This is a genomic window from Pararhizobium arenae, from assembly GCF_001931685.1.
Lineage (GTDB): Bacteria > Pseudomonadota > Alphaproteobacteria > Rhizobiales > Rhizobiaceae > Pararhizobium > Pararhizobium arenae.
Map to the genome: position 1 here is coordinate 570,296 of NZ_MOOY01000002.1, position 17,811 is coordinate 588,106.

Below are 17,811 nucleotides of genomic sequence, written 5' to 3' on the forward strand. Positions count from 1 at the left end.
CGCATTGCCCTCAGCCAGCGTTTGCGGCAGCGCGGCGCGCGCGCAGGATCGCCCATAACCCGGCAAGCGCCATCGGCGTCGACAACACCATGCCCATCGTCAGCCATCCGCCCGCGAGATAGCCGATCTGCGCATCCGGCTGGCGGAAGAATTCGACGATGATGCGTGATATCGCATATCCCAGCACGAAGATGCCGCAAACCAGGCCGGGAGTCTTCAGAGCCTTGCGGTCATAGATCATTATCGCCAGCACGATGAGCAGCACGATGCCTTCAAGGATCGCTTCGTAGAGCTGGCTCGGGTGATAGGCGAGGCCGCTGCCGGGCGGGAACTCGACAGCCCAGGGCATGGATGAAAGCCTGCCCCAAAGCTCGCCATTGATGAAATTGGCGACACGGCCGAAGAACAGACCGATCGGCACGACGGCGGAGACGGCGTCGAACAGGCTCCAGATGGCGATCTTGTGCCGGCGGGCAAACAGGATCATGGCGATCATCGTGCCGATCAGGCCGCCATGGAAGGACATGCCGCCGTTCCAGATTTCCAGCGCACGGAGCGGGTTGGCCAACACGCTCGGCAGGTCATAGAACAGGATGTAGCCTATGCGTCCGCCACCGACGATGCCGGCTGCGGCCCAAAGCAGGAAATCATCGAGCTGCGCTTCGGTGATTGCCGGCTCGCCATTCTTCCAGAGCGACGTGTTGCGCACGAGACGGCGTGCATATTGCCAGCCGATCAGGATGCCGGCGACATAAGCGAGGCCGTACCAGTGAATCTGCAGGGGACCGATCGTCAAAAGGACAGGATCGATTTGAGGAAAGGGCAGTATTGCGAGAAAAGTCGCTATCGTTTCCAAGTCTTGGCTCTCTCCTGCCTGTCTTTTGCCGGAACATGGCGTTCCAAGGGGGCAGGGTCAAGGCGCAGGCGGTGGTTGGCAACCGGTGATTCACTTGTATTTTTCCTTGCATCGGAGCCCACCTGACCCTACCTCAATCTCAAAGGCCGCTGTGAGACGCAAGGCGGCGCACGATCGGAGATCAGACTATGACCACGGGCACCAATCGCATTCTGGACGAATTCGCCAAGCTGATGACGGACGCGGCCGGCGCGGCACAGGGCGTGCGGCGCGAGATGGAAACGGTTTTCCGCGCACAGGGCGAGAAGCTCCTGAACTCGATGGATATCGTCAAGCGTGAAGAGTTCGAGGCTGTCAGGGAAATGGCGCTGAAGGCGCGGGAAGAAAACGACGCGCTGCTCGCGCGTGTTGCTGCCCTCGAAGCCAAGCTCGACGCTGCCGGCAAGTAAGCGATCAAGCGGGATCAGCAAAGTGTTTGCCGCGCTGCCGCGACGCTCTGTTTCTTTTTGTAACAGACCAGTATTTCCTCGGCCGCCAGAACCTGCTTCGGGCGGCTTTTTTCATAAAAAATTTACGCCTGTGGACACTGCCAAAAAATGCTTACGGCAGAGTCGTTTAAGAACTCGGGCTGAATCTGTTTCAAGCGTCTTTCCACAACCTCGTGGACGTATTTTGGCTTTGAGGGGCTGGCACGCAGACTCCGCCGTTATACACTGATTTTAAATGATGATTCGAAACGGATCACGCAAGCTCCGGGCAGGGTAAGTAAGCCAGGATGGGCGTGTATTCAGCAATCATAGTGTTTGTTTCCGGTGTTTGAGTTTGCCGCAGTCGTGTGTGAGCGCGACGACGCATGCCTGTGTCGGGACTTTTAAGGTGACATATGAGCCTGATGGAATTGGATCTTGAGCGTCAATCAAACCCGGTCGATATGATCGAGTTTGTCGCTGCCAACAACGACTGGTGCTTCGAGCGCTCCGGCGAAGACGAAATCGCCATGACCGTTGAGGGCAAGTGGACCGATTACCACGTCTCCTTCTCCTGGATGGAGGAGTTCGAGGCTTTGCACCTCGCCTGCGCTTTCGACATCAAAGTGCCCGAGAGCCGGGTCAACGAAGTCATCAGGCTTCTTTCCCATATCAACGGTCAGGTGCTGATGGGGCACTTCGATCTGTGGCGCCAGGAAGATGTCGTCATCTTCCGCCAGTCGCTGCTCCTGTCCGGTGGCGCGGAGCCGACCAACCAGCAGGTGGAAGTGCTGCTGTCCAGCGCACTCGATGCCTGCGAATCCTATTTCCAGGCCTTCCAGTTCGTCGTCTGGTCCGGTATCGAAGCACACAAGGCCGTCGAGGCCGTGATGTTCGAAACTGTTGGCGAGGCTTGAGGTGTAGATGACGGCATCCATCGTTCTTATCGGGGCTGGCAACATGGGCGGCGCGATGCTGTCCGGCTGGCTGAAAAACGGAATCAAGGGTAGCGACGTCCTTGTCATCGATCCCGGCCCGTCTGAGGCGATGGCAAAGCTCATCGCCGACAATGGCGCAGCTCATGCAACGACGGCTCCCGAAGGCCTGAAGGCTGGCGTTCTTTTCCTTGCCGTGAAACCGCAGCTGATGGGCGCGGTTCTGCCGCCGCTCAAGTCGCTTGTCGGGCCTGAGACCGTGATCGTGTCGGTTGCTGCCGGCACCACGCTTGCCTTCATGGCTTCTCATCTGGGAGAAGCAGCCATGGTTCGTGCCATGCCGAACACGCCTGCCATGATCGGCCGCGGGGTCACCGGTGCCTTCGCAAACAGCGCCGTCACGTCGGAAAAGCGGGCGCAGGTGCATGACCTCCTGAAAGTCAGCGGCCCTGTCGAATGGGTCGAAACCGAAGCCGATATCGATGCGGTGACAGCCGTTTCCGGTAGCGGCCCGGCTTATGTTTTTTATCTCGTCGAGTGCATGGCGGAGGCCGGTCGCAAGGCCGGTCTTCAGGCGGACCTTGCCATGCGTCTTGCTCGGGAAACCGTCGCGGGGGCTGGTGAGCTTCTCTACCAGTCCCCCGACGCTGCTTCGCAGTTGCGCAAGAACGTCACGTCGCCTGGTGGCACCACGGCGGCCGCGCTCTCTGTACTGATGGCGGAAGACGGCATGCAGCCGCTGTTCGACAAGGCCATCGCCGCCGCGCGCAAGCGGGCCGAAGAACTCGCCGGCTGAACTCGGATTTCCCCATGACCGATCAGATTACCTATGCCGATTTCGAGCGTGTCGATATCCGTGTCGGCACCATCGTCGAAACCTCGCCGTTTCCTGAAGCGCGCAAGCCTGCGATCAAGCTCGTGATTGATTTCGGGCCGGAGATCGGACTGAAAAAATCCTCGGCCCAGATCACCGTACATTATACGCCGGAAAGCCTGATCGGCCGTCAGGTACTCGGCGTCGTCAACTTCCCGCCGCGCCAGATCGGGCCGTTCCGTTCCGAAGTTCTGACCCTCGGCTTCGAGGACGAGGCGAACGCCATCGTGCTTGCCGCGACCGACAAGCCGGTGCCCAACGGCAAAAAACTGCTTTAGAGCGCTTCATTGTTAAAAGGAACCATTCATCCGGCCCGAAGGGTTGACTGAAACCGGCCCTCCACTTTGTCGGCCGGCTTGTGAGATGGGTCGGCATCGCCTTGCGCCGACCTTCGCGTGGAAGGCCGGTTTGAGCCAACAGAATTGTTTCCACTTAACAAGGAAGCGCTCTAATCACGCGGGAACACGGATAACCACCCGCAGGCCACCCATCGGGCTGTCCGAAAGGGTGATGTTGCCGCCGTGGCTGCGGGCGATATCGAGTGCAATGGCAAGGCCGAGGCCTGTGCCGGAACTGTCGAGGTTGCGCGCTTCATCTAGCCGGAAGAATGGTTTGAAGACGTCGTCACGGGCGCGTTCGGGGATGCCCGGACCATCGTCATCGACGGTAATGGTCAGCCATTTTGCGCTGTGCCTGGCTTCGATATTCACCGAATTTGCGTAGCGATAGGCGTTGGAAACGATATTGGCGAGCAGGCGGGTGAAGGCATTGGGACGAACCCGAATATCGTCTTCACCCTCGATGGTCACGGAGAGCTCTTTTCCGTGCAGTTCGGCTTCGGCTTCGGCGCGGATCATCAACTCGCTGAGCTTCAGGTTGCCGACATCTTCCTCCGCCTCGCCACGGGCAAAGGCCAGATAGCCTTCGAGCATGCTCTGCATATCCTCGACATCCTGATTGAGGCTCTCGAAGTCGGGATGATCCGGCGCCAATGCCAGCTGAAGCTTGAAACGGGTGAGGATGGTGCGCAGATCGTGGCTGACGCCGGTCAGCATGGCGGTCCGCTGCTCGATCTGCCGTTCGATGCGTTCGCGCATCTGGATGAAGGCGAGGCCGGCCCGGCGGATTTCCTGAGCGCCGCGTGGGGAGAAGTCGTCTATTTTCTGGCCCTTGCCGAAACTTTCAGCAGCGTGGGCGAGCGAAAGGATGGGGCGGATCTGGCCCCGCAGGAAGAGGATCGCGATGGTCAGCAGCACCAGCGACGCCCCGACCATCCAGACGAGGAAAATATGGGTGTTGGAAGCATAGGCCTGGTTGCGCCGCGCATAGACGCGCAGGATGCGATCGTTGTCGATCTTGATGCGGATTTCGACGATTGAGGAATTGCCGACTGTATCGATCCAGAAGGGACGCCGGATCTGGTCGGAAATTTCCTCGCTCAGGATCTGGTCGAGGATTTCGAAAAACGGTTTTGGTCGTGGCGGCGGAAGCTCGCCACCCTCTTCGATTGAAACGTTGAGGCTCAGGCGTTCGCGAGCAACGCGGATGATGTCGTTGATCTCCTCCGGCGGCGCGTCTTCGATCAGGTCGATTACGGCAGCGATATCGGCCGTCACGGCAGCAGAGAGGCGTTGCGTTACCAGCTGCCAGTGACGTTCCATGAAGACGAAGGCGACGATCGACTGCAGCAGCACCATCGGGATGATGACGATCAGCAGCGAGCGGGCATAAAGCCCCATCGGAAGGCGACGGCGCATCCAGAGCGTGAAACGGCCCCAAACACTGTTGCGATTCACGGGGCCTCGCCGCCTTGATTTCAGGCTGCGCAACATCGCGTCAATGCTGGCCATCGACATCCATCCCTCAGTCCACGCTGAGCTTGTAGCCGATGCCGCGCACCGTTTGCAGGAAGACAGGGTTGGAAGGATCATCCTCGATCTTGCGGCGCAGGCGGTTGATCTGGACGTCGATGGTGCGCTCGCCCACCTCCGCATCGTCGCTGACAAGCTCGTGGCGCGGGATGGTTTCCCCGGGACGCTGGGAAAACAGCATCATGATTTCCTGCTCGCGATCCGTCAGGCGAATGTGATCGGCACCGCGACGCAGTTCCTTGCGCACGACCGAGAAGGTGAAGGGGCCGAAAATAACCTGCTCGACCTTCGGTTGCTGAGCAGGGGCATTCCGTCGCAGGATGTTGTTGATGCGCAGCACCAGTTCGCGTGGATCGAAGGGTTTGGGCAGATAATCGTCGGCGCCGGCCTCAAGCCCCTCGATGCGGGCATTGGATTCGGCCAGCGCCGTCAGCATGATGATCGGCACGGTCTTGATCTTGCGAAGGCCCTGTGTGAGTGAAATGCCGGTTTCCCCCGGCATCATGACGTCCACGATGAGGAGATCGAAGTCGATGCCCTGCAAACGGCGGCGGGCTTCATCCGCGTCGGCCGCTGTCGTCACGCGAAAACCCTGTTCCATCAGATAGCGGTTCAAGAGTTCGCGGATACGGCGGTCGTCGTCCACCACCAGGAGATGGGCGGCATCGTCGGGAATGGTTACTGTCTTCGTCATGGTTCCATGTCCGGGCGCAGCCCTTCATATCGAGATCCACCGATCGGGCGGCGGACGCAGGAATGGTTCAATCGTCCGATTTGTTCTTCATGCTGGCAAGAAAGCGCGTCACGATTTCGCGCGCGCCCGGCCCGCTTTCGGCAATGGCCTCGGCTATGCGCCGTGACTGTGGCTCTGCCAAGGCCTTGGCCAGCGCCTTGCCTTCCTTCGTCGTATAAAGCTTGCGCTGGCGACGGTCCTCCGGGCCGGCAATCTGGTGGATATAGCCGGAATCGATCAACTGTTTCAGGACGCGCGCAAGGCTCTGCTTTGTGATCTTCAGCGTGTCGAGCAGATCGGCAACCGTCATGCCGGGCTCGCGATCGACGAAATGCAGAACACGGTGATGGGCCCGCCCGAAGCCGCGCTTTTCCAGAATGACATCCGGATCGGAGGTGAAGTCGCGATAGGCGAAAAACAGAAGCTCGATAATCTCGTAATCGACCGAATCAGGGCTTTCGGGCGCAGCCTTGGTTGCGGGGTTCTGATTAACCTGTCCTGCCACGCAGTTATTTCCTTTCGTCCGCAAGGGCTTCGCGGCAACTTTCGAAAAATTATGTCAGCTTTGTTGACATAATTTTTCGCTATTGGTAAGTCTGCCCACCGAAGAGCGATGCAATCGACGCCAGAGTCATCCGTTGAATGTAGGCGGTGGCGGTGAGATCGCCAATTCAAAATCACTCATGATCATTCCCCTCCACAATTTGCCGTCGATCCGGCGGCGTGGAGATATCGAAATCGCACAGAAAATGGCGTGGATACGCCGGAGGATAAGCACATGGCAGGAGTTCCATTCGATCAGATGGACGGTCAGATCTGGTTCAACGGCGAGTTCGTCGATTGGAAGGATGCCAAGATCCATGTGCTGACCCACGGTCTTCACTACGCCAGCGCCGTGTTTGAAGGCGAGCGCGCCTATGGCGGCCGCATCTTCAAGCTGACAGAGCATAACCAGCGCCTCCACAAGTCTGCCGAAATCCTCGGCTTCACCGTTCCTTACAGCGTCGAGGAACTGGATGCGGCGACGATCGAACTTTTGAAGCGTCAGGGTTTTGCCGATGCTTATGTGCGCCCGATCGCGTGGCGCGGGTCGGAAATGATGGGCGTTTCGGCCCAGCAGAACCGCATCAACGTCGCTATCGCCATCTGGCAGTGGGGCAGCTACTTCAACCCGGCCGAAAAGTTGAAGGGCATTCGTCTCGATATCGCCGAGTATCGTCGCCCCGATCCGAAGACTGCACCTTGCGCCTCCAAGGCTGCCGGCCTCTACATGATCTGCACGATCTCAAAGCATGCGGCCGAAGCCAAAGGCTATGCCGATGCGATGATGCTGGACTATCGTGGTCAGGTGGCCGAAGCGACGGGTGCGAACATTTTCTTCGTCAAGGACGGAGTCATCCATACGCCGGTGCCGGATTGCTTCCTGAACGGCATCACCCGCCAAACCGTCATCGAGCTTGCCCAGCGTCGCGGCTATCAGGTCGTCGAACGCGCGATCATGCCGGAAGAGCTTTCGAGCTTCTCGGAATGCTTCCTGACCGGTTCGGCTGCGGAGGTAACGCCGGTTTCCGAGATCGGTCCCTACCGTTTCACGCCATCGACGATCTCGGAAACGCTGATGAACGACTACATGAAGGAAGTCTATCCGGTCGCTGCCGCTGCCGAGTAAAATCTTCCCTTATCGATCGGAGCCAAGGCGGCCCTCATGGAGCCGCCTTTTTCGCATCTGACCCGTTCGTCCAGTCCTTGTGTTTCCAAGGGAACAGAGAATCTTACCGAAGTCTTAAATAATCATGGTCGTTCCGATGTCTGGAACCTTTGTAATTGCAGCGTGTTAACAGGCCAAATGAAAAGGACCCACGCCATGAACCCGACTTCTCAAGCTCCCGCCATCAACCCGCTTCGGCCGGTTGTCGTTACTGTTGTTGCAGCCAAGCTTGCCGTTGCAGCCTTGCTGATTACAACTGTGAACCTCGGGCCGATCCAGCCGACCATGGAAATCGCCCAGCTCCGCTGACCCGTACCGGTGCTGGAAGGGCCTGCGGGAGGTTTCATTCCCTGCGCCGCCGCTTTATATGCAGGCTGACGATTCAGCGAGGAACGCATGTTACAGGCGGGCATTATTCCGGTTACCCATTTCCAGCAGAACTGTACGGTTCTGTTCGACACCGATACCAAGGAAGGCGTGATCGTCGATCCGGGCGGTGACGTTGATGTCATTCTCCAGACAATCAAGGAAAATGGCATCACCTTGAAGGCGATCTGGCTGACCCATGGTCACATCGACCATGCGGGGGGCGCCAAGGAGTTGAAAGAGGCGCTCGACCTCGACATTATCGGCCCGCATAAGGACGATCTTCCGCTTCTGGAAAATCTGGAAGCGCAGGCGGAACGCTTCGGTCTTGCCATGAAAGTCGAAAACGTCGTCCCGGATCGTTGGTTGGCAGACGGCGATACCGTTTCCTTTGGCGATCACGTTTTCGAGGTTCTGCATTGCCCCGGCCACGCGCCAGGGCACGTCGTCTACTTCAATCGCAGCCAAGGTTTCGCCCATGTTGGCGATGTGCTTTTTCACGGCTCCATCGGCCGTACCGACCTGCCGGGCGGCAACCATCAGCAGCTGCTCGATAGTATCCGCGACAAGATATTGCCGCTCGGAGACACCGTTGGCTTTATTTGCGGCCACGGCCCCGGTGGGCAGATTGGCGAGGAACGCCGTAGCAATCCTTATCTGCGCGGACTTTGAATTCCCACGATAAAAGCAAAAAGCCCGCGCCAACGGATGGCAGCGGGCTTTTCGTCGGGTTCAACCGGAATGATCAGCCGGCTTGGCAGAAGTAATCGCGGCCATCGTAGCCACGGAATGTGCCCGTTCGCGCGTTGAAGGAGCGATAGCGACGCTCGCAGTAATCGTACCAGCCCGGGCTCCACGGTTCGAGGCCATAGCCATTGTCGACAACGACCGGGCGAGGGCGACGATAGACCGGGGCGGGACGGTAGTACTCGGGCTCGGGATCGATATAGACCCGTTCCTGGTAACGCGGCTGGCTGGCGATTGCGCCGCCGACGATCAGGCCGGTTGCGAGGCCGGCCGCACCAAGCGCCCAGGCATCGCTGTTGTCGTGATGATGGCGACCGTGGTCGCGACGGTAATAGCGGCGATCCCAATCGCCGGCATGGGCGGGGGCAAGTGCAGGCAGCACGGTCGCAAAGGTTGCTAGGCCGAGAACAACAGCTTTGATCATCTTCTTCATGGTCTTGGTCCCGTTGGTAAGCGAATGAATTCCGCTCTTGATTGTGAACACAGGTTAAGCCCACGAGGCTGAACGCAGCCTGAATAAAAAAACCCGGCAACAAGGCCGGGCTTCAACTTGGTTCGTGTACAGATTTGCCGGCGATCAGCCGGAAACCTGCAGGTTAACCGCCTTGGGGCCTTTGCCGCGGCGATCCGGTTCCGTGTCGAAGCTGACTTTCTGGTTTTCAGACAGCCCGTTCAGGCCAGAAGCCTGTACGGCGGAGATATGCACGAAGATATCAGCCCCACCGTTGTCAGGCTTGATGAAACCAAAGCCCTTGTCGGTGTTGAAGAATTTAACAATGCCAGTTTCGGCCATGCGTCAGGTCCTTTTTCCTCTGCCCGAAGCGGCGGGCAGCATTACGTTTTGCCCAGAGGGCGTGGGGCAGGCAGTTCTCGACGAGGAGGAAAGGGTCCTGTCATTGCAGCCAGTCAACACAAAACTCATCTTGCCTGACTGCCCGGAACTTTTGGCGTCTCCGGCGCGCTTTATTCAAGGTCTTCCCGTGTCCGTAAATTGCCCGAACACAGTAAGATTGCTGCGTTTATTTTGAATTGGCAAGCAAAACTTTGACGAAACAAGTGCACCTTTTCACTTTGCGCAAAATGCAGTCAATTGCCGAAAAAATCCAATTTTTTCGGGTTGTATTGCAAGCTATTGAAAACACTTATTTTTGTTTATCTGTGAGAAAAATTTAGGCGTCTGCGTCACGAAATGTCGCAGTCAAAAATATCCGATCTGCCTCAGCCTCCATCTCAGTCCCTCAACGAAACGTTAAAATCCTGGAGTGATGTTTCGATTTGGGACAGCTTCCGGCGATGCTCAGGCTTCCGCAAGACCGCTTTTGGTCTTCGTAAGTTCGGGCACGAGTTCGACTAGCAGCATGGCCGCAAAAATGATGCCGCAGCCGACATAGCCGAGAGTGCTGATGGTTTCGCCCAGCAGCAGCATGCCGAAAAGGGCGGCGAAAAGCGCTTCGCTCGACAGGAAGATCGCGGCCTGCGGCGCCGTCGTGTAGCGCTGGGCCACCACCTGGCAGGTAAATGCGACGCCGCTGGAGAGGATGCCGGCATAGAGGATTTCCGGCAGGGCGTTGTTGATGCCGGTCAGCGTGATCGGTTCCATGCCTGCGCCGATGGCTGAGCTGAGGATGGCGCAGGTTGCGAACTGCACGAACGACAGCAACATCGGTCTGCCGGTGCTGCCGGCAAAAATCCCGACGAGCATCAGCTGGATCGCCCAGAAGACGGCGCAGACGATGGTCATCAGATCGCCCCCGTTCAGCCCGGCAAGCGAACCGCCGCTGAGAAGGAAAATGCCGAGAAGGGCCATGGCCGCCGCCGGCCAGATGATCCAGTGCGGCTGCCGGCGCAGGAAAATGACGGTCAGCAACGGTACGAAGACCACGTAGAGCCCGGTCAGGAAGCCGGAGTTGGTGACGCTGGTGGTGAGCAGGCCGATCTGCTGGGTCACGGCGCCGCAAAAGAGCGCCAGCCCGATGATCATGAAGTTGCGGATGCTGTTCTTCGGCAGCGGCGCGGTCGCCTTGCGCGCTTCGAAGACGGCGAGGGGGGCCACCACCAAAGCGGCCAGAGCGAACTTCATGCCTGTGAACCACAGCGGCCCGACCTCCCCCATCGCGGTCGATTGCGCGACGAACCCGGCACCCCAGATGGCGCCGGAAAGAAGCAGAAGCAGATTGGCCTGAATGCGATTCACGATGGAAATCCTGAAGATGCCGGACGGAAGCTGTCAGGTACCAGTTGCTCTAATTTTGAGCAAGAGGGTTGTCAGACGACTTTTCCGCTATGTCCGATCTGCTGGCTGGCACCGCTCCGGTCACGATAGGATCTGCAACGACGAGTTCCGCCGTCACGATGTAGCGCATCGGTCCACGGGTCGTCGCATCGAACGGCCAGCAGGTGGCGAGTGCGAGATTGTGACCGTCGGCATTGGCATCGATGCCGCTCTCGTCCCAGCGCGCGATCCGCCCAGCGTCGGCCCGGAAGGTCAATTTCCGCCCGTCCTTGCGGGTAACGACGATGAGGTCGCCGGGCTTCACATCCTTCAGCCAGCGGAAATGGGTGTCGCGATGGGCTGCGATAACGGCGGTGCCGGCGTCGCCGGGCTGCGGCGTGCTCAGGAGATGGGCTGGACCGAAAGCCAGAGCTTCGCCGCTTGCGCCGGAGAGCACGATGGCCTTTTGCCCGAGGCGGGGCGCTGAAATTTCCGCTTCGGTGGTGAAGTCGGCCCACGGCCAGGGCTTGGTGGCGGTCTCGCCGCGCATTTCGGCCGCAAAGCTGCGTTGCAACAGAACCTGCGACAGCTCCGCCTTGGCTTTCATGTAGACGCCCTTGGCGGCAACCAGCGTTCCACCAAGGGCGATCATTGCGATGGCCGCCAGCACGACGGTTTCGCCGGCGCTGAGGCGTGCCAGAAACCCGGCACGCCACTCGTTGGAAAGTTCAGTGCTCATATCGCGTTCCGGCATTTGCGGTTGCAAGTCCCTGCATCTGCCAGCGCCAGATACCGAAGGCGACGGAGGCCATGGCGGCTATGGCGATCATGAGCAGGCCGATCAGGATGTAGCGATCGGCGAGGGTCGCGGTCTGCGGCAAGGCAACGGGCTTTGCGGCCTGCGCGATCATACCGGCTGCGCGTGCGGTCGGGGCGGCGGCCATCATGTCGGCAACCATTTCCGCTTCCGGGGCAGGGGCGAGCTGCGCGCGTTGGGTTGCTCCACCGGTGCCTTCCTCGCCAAAGACCTTGTCGAAGTCCCAGCCGGCCGGCAGGTTGAGCGGCACCTTGGCCGAGCCCAGCGGTTCGTCGTTCGGGCGGGACGGTGTTACATCGACTGCGACGAGGCTGGTGACGCGCGAGACGAGGTGATGGGCGAGCGCCACCTCCTCGATCTTCTTGTCCACGGAGGCCGGATCAGCGGCGGAATAGGCTGTGGCTTCAATATCGTCGATCTGGCGGCGAGCCCAGAGTTTTGCAATGCCCTTGCCCTCGGAAGCCTTGGCGACATCGATGGCGATCTGCCAGGGCTGGCGGCCCGCATCGCCGGAAATACGCAGCATGCCCTTGGGAGCCGTGCTGTCGAGCACGGCGGTCAGAACCACCGGTTCGCCGCGATAAAGATCGGGCATCGGGTCCGGCGAGATGTCCCGCACAGTCTTTTCGTCGAAATTGGCGGCGATGTTTGTCATGGCCGGGTTTTCGAGTTTGGCGAAAAGTTCACCCATGCGGGCGGCGATCTGGTCTTCCGAGCCGATCAGCGTGAAGGTGCCGCGACCGATTTCGGCGGCCTTGGTCATGAAGTGGCTGTTGGGCGCCGAGCCGATGCCGACGGTGAAGACGCGGGCGTCACCACGGTTTCCGGCAATCTCCTCGAACAGTTGCGCCTCGTTGCCGATCGCGCCATCAGTGAGGAACACCACCTGCCGCAGCGCATCCTTGGCAACGGGACCCTGGGCAGAAAGCGCAGCCTGCAGCGCCGGCAGCATCTCCGTGCCGCCATCGGCGGTGAGGCCACGGACATAGGCGATGGCCTGTTCTCGTTTGTCAGGCGTTGCCTGAACCGGGCTCGGGAAATAGACGGTCATGGTGTCGTCGAAGCGGATGACGTTGAATTTGTCATTCGGGCCGAGGCGGGAGATGGCGAGCGCCAGGCTTTCTTTCGCCTGTTCGATCGAGGTGCCGGACATGGAGCCGGAATTGTCGATGACGAAGATCACCTCCCGATGCGGCTTTTCCTCGTTGGCGCCGGCTTCGCTTGGCGGGGTGACGAAGCCGAGAAGATAGGTCTTGCCGGCGATCGTCTCGCGGAACAGGCCGGCCTGTGGCGTCTTCCCGGCCGCAACCTTCCAGTTCAGCTCAAAGTCGCGGTCTGCAGGAACGCTGTCGGCCTTCAGCGTGATCAGCCGGCCGGTATCGCCATTGTCCTTCACGTTGATCTCATGGAAGGGCGAGGTGAGCGCGCCGATCGGGAAACCGGCATCGAGCTTTATGGTGAGCTTGACCGGGTTGATCCTGGCGTTCTTTGCCGGATCGAGGACCGGTGCTTCGATCTTGTCGCGATCCGGAACGGGATCGCCGACGGCATAACCGGTCGAGCCGTCAAGATCGACCGTCTGGACGATCGGCTGCGGATTGTAGCGGGGCGCGACGACCATCGGGAAGCGGAAGGAAAACGCTCCGTCGGACTGGTGCACGCTGCTCTGGTATTCGATCTGCACGACGATGGTTTCGCCGGGACCGATATTGGCGACCTGATTGGTGAAGATGTTCGGCCGCTGTTGTTCGAGGAGCGCGGTCTTCTTGCCTTCGGCCTTGGCGTCCTCATAGATCTGGCGGGCTTCTTCGCGTAGCTTGATCTCGCCTTCTATAAAGCGATCGCCGATCTGCATCTTCAGCACATCGACGGCGGAATCCTCCGGCAGCGGGAAGACGTATGTGCCCTCCACCCAGCCCTTGGACGGGTTCTGGAAACGCTGGGTGACGCGGGTGCGCATGATCGGGCCAGTGACATCGATCTCGACGTCGGTCGCAAGCCGCGGCGCCTCGACAAAATAGCCGGGCTGGGACGACGGGAAGAGCAGGGCGCCGGTGCCCATGTCATTGGGCCGCACGAGGCTTGGCATGGTTTCCCGCGCGGGCGGGGTCTCGGCAAAGGCACGGACGAAAAGCCCGGCCAGCATCAGGAAGCTCAGGCTTAAGGCCATCAGGGCAAAAGCGACGCCGAGGTTGAAATTCCCCCGGCTCGGCTGTGTCCGGGCCAATTGTGCATCAAGTGACATTTGAAGACCCCTTCATTACAAAAGATTCATGTTCCGCTTGAGAAGAGGCCCGGATATCGGCTGGACGAAGACTGAATTGCGGCCTGCCAGCGCATTTATCGTGTCGAAATCGTGATTTTGTAAAAAGACGTAAAACCGACTGTTTTCCTTGAATAAATCAGGGCTCTTCAGCGTCTGATTCAAGTTTGATCAGTCGTCTCTGCCGTGCTTGAGCCGCTGGCGAAAAGCAGAGTCATTTCAGCATGCTGTCGGGAAAGCCGGAGAGACTGACTCATCTTGGCGGCTGATGTCACCGATGAAACATTGTCATGGGTACGATTTTTGCCGGTTTTGCCGGTCCTTTACCCTTGAAACCCAGTCTCTCTTTCGACATACACCTAACCGCTATGGAGCCCCACGCAATCTGCCGCTCCACTGGCCCGCATGCCGTTTCAACCTTGATCAGGACAACCGTATCATGGCCTTTCTTGCCGACGCTCTTTCCCGTGTGAAGCCATCCGCCACCATCGCCGTTTCCCAGAAAGCCCGTGAGCTGAAAGCCAAGGGTCGCGATGTGATCGGGCTTGGCGCAGGCGAGCCGGATTTCGATACGCCGGACAACATCAAGGCGGCCGCCATCGATGCGATCAACCGTGGCGAGACCAAGTACACGCCGGTTTCCGGCATCCCGGAACTGCGCAAGGCGATCGCTGCAAAGTACAAGCGCGAAAACGGCCTCGACTATGCGTGGGAGCAGACGATCGTCGGCACCGGCGGAAAGCAGATTCTTTTCAACGCCTTCATGGCGACGCTCAATCCTGGCGATGAAGTTGTTATCCCAACACCTTATTGGGTTTCCTATCCCGAGATGGTCTCGCTTTGCGGCGGTACCCCGGTGTTCGTGGCGACCACCCAGGAAAACAAGTTCAAGCTGAAGGCTGAAGACCTGGACAAGGCGATTACGCCCAAGACCAAGTGGTTCATCTTCAACTCGCCGTCCAACCCGTCGGGTGCTGCCTACAGCCACGACGAGTTGAAGGCCCTGACCGACGTTCTCGTCAAGCATCCGCATGTCTGGGTTCTGACCGACGACATGTACGAGCACCTGACCTATGGCGACTTCAAGTTCGTCACCCCGGTCGAAGTCGAGCCGGCGCTCTATGACCGCACGCTCACCATGAACGGCGTGTCGAAGGCCTATGCGATGACCGGCTGGCGTATCGGCTATGCGGCCGGCCCGCTGCAGCTGATCAAAGCCATGGACATGATCCAGGGCCAGCAGACCTCGGGTGCGACCTCGATCGCCCAGTGGGCTGCCGTCGAGGCGCTGAACGGAACGCAGGACTTCATTCCGGAAAACAAGAAGATCTTCGAAGGCCGCCGCGATCTGGTGGTTTCGATGCTGAACCAGGCCAAGGGCATCGAGTGCCCGTCGCCTGAAGGTGCCTTCTACGTCTATCCGTCGTGCAAGGGCCTGATCGGCAAGACCGCGCCGTCGGGCAAGGTCATCGAGACCGACGAGGATTTCGTTTCCGAACTGCTCGAGACCGAAGGCGTTGCCGTCGTTCATGGCTCGGCCTTCGGCCTCGGCCCGAACTTCCGCATTTCCTACGCGACCTCGGAAGCCCTGCTTGAGGAAGCCTGCAAGCGCATCCAGCGCTTCTGCGCGGCCTGCAAGTAAAAAGACCGAAGCAAGGCGCAATCTTTAAGATCGCGCCTTGCTTCTGATTTCTGATGCGTATGTCGTTATCGCAAAACCGCTGCGCACTTTTGCGCGACATACGGCTGATTTTGTAGCGAAAACTGCCGGTGGCACTGCCCCGGCAGTTTTTTTATTGGGCGACTCCTTCTATAGACCGTTCTACGAGGAGTTTCCCCATGCTTGCGCCGCAACACCGTATCTATGCCTGCTTCTTTCTGTTTGCCGTGGCGCTTGGGGCTTTGCTTGCCCGCATGCCCGATCTGCAGGTGGCGCTTGGCGTCAACAAGTCGGAGCTCGGGCTGACGCTGATCGGCATGTCGATCGGCGCGCTGATTTCGCTCACGTTCTCTTCGCCCCTGATCGCCAAGCTTGGCGCGCGGGCAACGGCATTCATTACCGTTCTGGGCATCAGCGCGATCTTCGCGGTCATTCCGTGGCTTGGGGCCGCACCGCTGGTTTTCTCGGCCTTCTTCTGTGCCGGTCTTCTGGCCGGCGCGCTGGAAATCAACCTCAATGTCGAGATCGACCGCATCGAGGCGCAGGCCGGCCATGGCATGATGAACCGTGCCCATGGCTTCTGGAGCCTCGGTTTCTTCGTGACCGCGCTGATCGCATCGGGCATCCGCCAGGCGGAAATCTCCATGCAACTGCATATGGCCGTGACGGTCGCGATCGTCTTTGTCATCGGCGGCTTTGTCATTGCCGGCATGCGCAATGCGCCGGCCCGCGAGCTTCAGGGCGATGCGGATGCCCCGATGTTTGCCCTGCCGACGATCGGGCTGCTGCCGCTCTGCATCATCGGCATTGCCGCCTTCCTCGTCGAAGGCGCGGGCATCGACTGGTCGGCCATCTATATGCGGGACGTCTTTGCGGTCGAGCCGTTCATCGGGGGCCTGGGCCTTACGCTTTTCACCTTCTTCATGGCAATGATGCGCCTCTTCGCCGATCCGGTGGTCGATCGGTTTGGCGCCCGCAATGTTGCTGTTGGATTGCTGTTGCTGTCGGCCTTCGGCGTTGCAGCCGTTTGGCTGGCGCCACACCCGTATATCGCGCTTTTCGGCTTCGCGGCGATGGGCGCGGGCTGCAGTGCCGTCTATCCGCTTGCCGTTTCGGCTGCTGCCCAGCGCACGGATCGTGCCCCCCATCTCAATGTCGCGGCGCTGGGGCAGGTAACGTTCGTGGTCTTCTTCCTTGCGCCGCCGTTGCTCGGTTTTGTTGCCGAACATGCGGGCATCCGCATCTCCTATCTCGTCTGCCTGCCGCTGATCATCTACGCGCTGTTTTGCGTCAAGGCGCTTGCGCCGAAGCGCGGCCTTGCCGAGATGGGTGAGGGCTGGGCGCCGGGCGAAGCGGGACGGCCTTAGGGATTTTTACCGTGATAGTCGAGCAGACCTTCCACCAGCGCATCGAACGTCGCGCGGCAGCGTGGCGTTGTCCGCAGGTTTTCATGCATCACCACATATGTGTCGAGCGGGAGTTCGAACTCCTTTTCGAAGAGGCGCACCAGATCGGGATCGCGCTGCGCAAGACCCACCTGACAAACGCCGATGCCGAAGCCGGCGCGGATGGCGGCAAGTTGGGCAAGGTTGCTGTCGGCCCGGAACGCCGGCTGCATGATGTTGAGAAGCGGCACGCGTTTGCGCATGCCACGGACGAAGGCACTCTCCCGATCGAAACCAATCATCGAGTGATGGGCGATATCCTCTAGTCTTTCCGGGGGCCCGCAGCGATCGAGATAGCGGCGATGGGCGTAAAGCCCGAGCGGAATGCCACCGATGCGGCGGGTCAGCAATGCATCCTGCGCCGGTGCCACCATGCGCACGGCGATATCCGCCTCTTGCCGCAGCAGGTCTTCGACAGCATCGGATAAGGAGAGCTCGATCACCAGATCCGTGTGGCGCTCATGAAGTTCGGTCAGAATGGGCGGCAAGACTTCGATGCCGATGATTTCGCTGGCGCTGATCCGCACCGTTCCGCGCACCGCATGCCCCTGACCGCTGGCGGCACGCAGGAAACCGGCGGCCGTCGCCGCGAGCTGCTCCGCATGCGGGCGCAGTTCACCCGCAGCTTCGGTCGGCACCAACCCTTGTGGCGAGCGGATGAAGAGCTGAAGGCCGATTGCCTGCTCCAGCGCATCGATATGCCTGCCGACTGTCGGCTGCGTCAGCCCGAGTTCACGGGCGGCACCCGATAGGGAGCCTTCCGTCATCACGGACAGAAACGTGCGGTAATAGTCCCAGCTCGGATCGCTCATCATTTTTGTATATCAGCTAAAGAAAATATCGCAATTTTGCTTAGC

19 protein-coding genes are annotated in these 17,811 nt (G+C 59.6%); 9 read left to right on the forward strand and 10 right to left on the reverse strand.

Annotation, left to right across the window (positions count from 1 at the left end; genetic code table 11):
- Positions 1-10 precede the first annotated feature (10 nt).
- Complete coding sequence (gene lgt / locus BLX89_RS06090) at positions 11-856, reverse strand: prolipoprotein diacylglyceryl transferase (RefSeq protein WP_075289740.1); 846 nt, start codon at positions 854-856, stop codon at positions 11-13.
- A gap of 188 nt (positions 857-1,044) precedes the next feature.
- On the opposite strand from lgt, the gene BLX89_RS06095 reads away from it, so the two are divergent.
- The 4 genes from BLX89_RS06095 (at position 1,045) to BLX89_RS06110 (ending at position 3,410) form a co-directional block, all read left to right on the forward strand.
- Positions 1,045-1,305: an accessory factor UbiK family protein gene (locus BLX89_RS06095; RefSeq protein WP_075289741.1), complete on the forward strand. Its 261-nt coding sequence runs from the start codon at positions 1,045-1,047 to the stop codon at positions 1,303-1,305.
- Positions 1,306-1,739: 434 nt separating this feature from the next.
- Positions 1,740-2,240, forward strand: coding sequence for a type III secretion system chaperone family protein (locus tag BLX89_RS06100; protein WP_075289742.1), 501 nt, complete (start codon positions 1,740-1,742; stop codon positions 2,238-2,240).
- A gap of 7 nt (positions 2,241-2,247) precedes the next feature.
- The gene (gene proC / locus BLX89_RS06105) at positions 2,248-3,054 is read left to right on the forward strand and encodes a pyrroline-5-carboxylate reductase (protein ID WP_075289743.1); all 807 of its coding nucleotides are present in this window, start codon (positions 2,248-2,250) and stop codon (positions 3,052-3,054) included.
- 14 nt (positions 3,055-3,068) lie between these two features.
- Positions 3,069-3,410, forward strand: coding sequence for a tRNA-binding protein (locus BLX89_RS06110; protein ID WP_075289744.1), 342 nt, complete (start codon positions 3,069-3,071; stop codon positions 3,408-3,410).
- A 174-nt stretch (positions 3,411-3,584) separates the two neighbouring features.
- On the opposite strand, the gene BLX89_RS06115 is transcribed toward BLX89_RS06110, so the two are convergent.
- The 3 genes from BLX89_RS06115 to BLX89_RS06125 form a co-directional block, all read right to left on the reverse strand.
- A complete protein-coding gene (locus BLX89_RS06115; RefSeq protein WP_075289863.1) occupies positions 3,585-4,982 on the reverse strand; it encodes an ATP-binding protein in 1,398 nt (465 codons plus the stop codon).
- 13 nt (positions 4,983-4,995) lie between these two features.
- Positions 4,996-5,697 (reverse strand): response regulator, encoded by a 702-nt coding sequence (locus BLX89_RS06120; protein WP_075289745.1) that lies wholly within the window; start codon positions 5,695-5,697, stop codon positions 4,996-4,998.
- Positions 5,698-5,764: 67 nt separating this feature from the next.
- Positions 5,765-6,241, reverse strand: a complete 477-nt coding sequence (locus BLX89_RS06125; RefSeq protein WP_075289746.1) for a MarR family winged helix-turn-helix transcriptional regulator — start codon at positions 6,239-6,241, stop codon at positions 5,765-5,767.
- A gap of 273 nt (positions 6,242-6,514) precedes the next feature.
- Here BLX89_RS06125 and BLX89_RS06130 point away from each other — a divergent pair, with 273 nt between their 5' ends.
- The 3 genes from BLX89_RS06130 to BLX89_RS06135 all read left to right on the forward strand — a co-directional run bounded on the left by BLX89_RS06130 (position 6,515) and on the right by BLX89_RS06135 (position 8,482).
- On the forward strand, positions 6,515-7,405 hold the full coding sequence (locus BLX89_RS06130; RefSeq protein WP_075289747.1) for a branched-chain amino acid aminotransferase: 891 nt from the start codon (positions 6,515-6,517) through the stop codon (positions 7,403-7,405).
- Between the two features lie 195 nt (positions 7,406-7,600).
- Positions 7,601-7,753 carry a hypothetical protein gene (locus tag BLX89_RS24770; RefSeq protein ID WP_198935122.1) on the forward strand — a complete coding sequence of 51 codons (153 nt, stop codon included), beginning with the start codon at positions 7,601-7,603 and terminating at the stop codon, positions 7,751-7,753.
- Positions 7,754-7,840: 87 nt separating this feature from the next.
- Complete coding sequence (locus BLX89_RS06135; RefSeq protein ID WP_075289748.1) at positions 7,841-8,482, forward strand: MBL fold metallo-hydrolase; 642 nt, start codon at positions 7,841-7,843, stop codon at positions 8,480-8,482.
- Positions 8,483-8,555: 73 nt separating this feature from the next.
- On the opposite strand, the gene BLX89_RS06140 is transcribed toward BLX89_RS06135, so the two are convergent.
- The 5 genes from BLX89_RS06140 to BLX89_RS06160 all read right to left on the reverse strand — a co-directional run bounded on the left by BLX89_RS06140 (position 8,556) and on the right by BLX89_RS06160 (position 13,831).
- Positions 8,556-8,990, reverse strand: coding sequence for a BA14K family protein (locus BLX89_RS06140; RefSeq protein WP_075289749.1), 435 nt, complete (start codon positions 8,988-8,990; stop codon positions 8,556-8,558).
- Between the two features lie 144 nt (positions 8,991-9,134).
- The gene (locus BLX89_RS06145) at positions 9,135-9,350 is read right to left on the reverse strand and encodes a cold-shock protein (RefSeq protein ID WP_037098666.1); all 216 of its coding nucleotides are present in this window, start codon (positions 9,348-9,350) and stop codon (positions 9,135-9,137) included.
- Between the two features lie 504 nt (positions 9,351-9,854).
- Complete coding sequence (locus tag BLX89_RS06150; protein WP_075289750.1) at positions 9,855-10,751, reverse strand: DMT family transporter; 897 nt, start codon at positions 10,749-10,751, stop codon at positions 9,855-9,857.
- A gap of 49 nt (positions 10,752-10,800) precedes the next feature.
- Positions 10,801-11,508, reverse strand: coding sequence for a class GN sortase (locus BLX89_RS06155; protein ID WP_075289864.1), 708 nt, complete (start codon positions 11,506-11,508; stop codon positions 10,801-10,803).
- Entirely contained in the window at positions 11,498-13,831 is a 2,334-nt protein-coding gene (locus BLX89_RS06160; protein ID WP_075289751.1) for a marine proteobacterial sortase target protein, read from the reverse strand. The genes BLX89_RS06155 and BLX89_RS06160 overlap by 11 nt, the downstream gene beginning before the upstream one ends.
- Before the next feature lie 457 nt (positions 13,832-14,288).
- On the opposite strand from BLX89_RS06160, the gene BLX89_RS06165 reads away from it, so the two are divergent.
- Both BLX89_RS06165 and BLX89_RS06170 read left to right on the forward strand, forming a co-directional pair.
- Positions 14,289-15,491 carry a pyridoxal phosphate-dependent aminotransferase gene (locus BLX89_RS06165; protein ID WP_075289752.1) on the forward strand — a complete coding sequence of 401 codons (1,203 nt, stop codon included), beginning with the start codon at positions 14,289-14,291 and terminating at the stop codon, positions 15,489-15,491.
- 197 nt (positions 15,492-15,688) lie between these two features.
- Entirely contained in the window at positions 15,689-16,876 is a 1,188-nt protein-coding gene (locus tag BLX89_RS06170) for an MFS transporter (RefSeq protein WP_075289753.1), read from the forward strand.
- Here the strand turns inward: BLX89_RS06170 and BLX89_RS06175 are convergent.
- Positions 16,873-17,769: a LysR family transcriptional regulator gene (locus tag BLX89_RS06175; RefSeq protein ID WP_075289754.1), complete on the reverse strand. Its 897-nt coding sequence runs from the start codon at positions 17,767-17,769 to the stop codon at positions 16,873-16,875. The two genes, BLX89_RS06170 and BLX89_RS06175, sit on opposite strands and share 4 nt — an antisense overlap.
- Positions 17,770-17,811 lie beyond the last annotated feature (42 nt).

Coding starts and splice junctions, on each gene's coding strand:
- BLX89_RS06115 (WP_075289863.1), bottom strand. CDS start 4,982: ATGGCCAGCATTGACGCGATGTTGCGCAGCCTGAAATCAAGGCGGCGA.
- BLX89_RS06175 (WP_075289754.1), bottom strand. CDS start 17,769: ATGATGAGCGATCCGAGCTGGGACTATTACCGCACGTTTCTGTCCGTG.
- BLX89_RS06130 (WP_075289747.1), top strand. CDS start 6,515: ATGGCAGGAGTTCCATTCGATCAGATGGACGGTCAGATCTGGTTCAAC.
- BLX89_RS06110 (WP_075289744.1), top strand. CDS start 3,069: ATGACCGATCAGATTACCTATGCCGATTTCGAGCGTGTCGATATCCGT.
- BLX89_RS06160 (WP_075289751.1), bottom strand. CDS start 13,831: ATGTCACTTGATGCACAATTGGCCCGGACACAGCCGAGCCGGGGGAAT.
- BLX89_RS06140 (WP_075289749.1), bottom strand. CDS start 8,990: ATGAAGAAGATGATCAAAGCTGTTGTTCTCGGCCTAGCAACCTTTGCG.
- proC (WP_075289743.1), top strand. CDS start 2,248: ATGACGGCATCCATCGTTCTTATCGGGGCTGGCAACATGGGCGGCGCG.
- BLX89_RS06100 (WP_075289742.1), top strand. CDS start 1,740: ATGAGCCTGATGGAATTGGATCTTGAGCGTCAATCAAACCCGGTCGAT.
- BLX89_RS06120 (WP_075289745.1), bottom strand. CDS start 5,697: ATGACGAAGACAGTAACCATTCCCGACGATGCCGCCCATCTCCTGGTG.
- BLX89_RS06135 (WP_075289748.1), top strand. CDS start 7,841: ATGTTACAGGCGGGCATTATTCCGGTTACCCATTTCCAGCAGAACTGT.
- BLX89_RS06170 (WP_075289753.1), top strand. CDS start 15,689: ATGCTTGCGCCGCAACACCGTATCTATGCCTGCTTCTTTCTGTTTGCC.
- BLX89_RS06155 (WP_075289864.1), bottom strand. CDS start 11,508: ATGAGCACTGAACTTTCCAACGAGTGGCGTGCCGGGTTTCTGGCACGC.
- BLX89_RS06095 (WP_075289741.1), top strand. CDS start 1,045: ATGACCACGGGCACCAATCGCATTCTGGACGAATTCGCCAAGCTGATG.
- BLX89_RS06165 (WP_075289752.1), top strand. CDS start 14,289: ATGGCCTTTCTTGCCGACGCTCTTTCCCGTGTGAAGCCATCCGCCACC.
- BLX89_RS24770 (WP_198935122.1), top strand. CDS start 7,601: ATGAACCCGACTTCTCAAGCTCCCGCCATCAACCCGCTTCGGCCGGTT.
- BLX89_RS06145 (WP_037098666.1), bottom strand. CDS start 9,350: ATGGCCGAAACTGGCATTGTTAAATTCTTCAACACCGACAAGGGCTTT.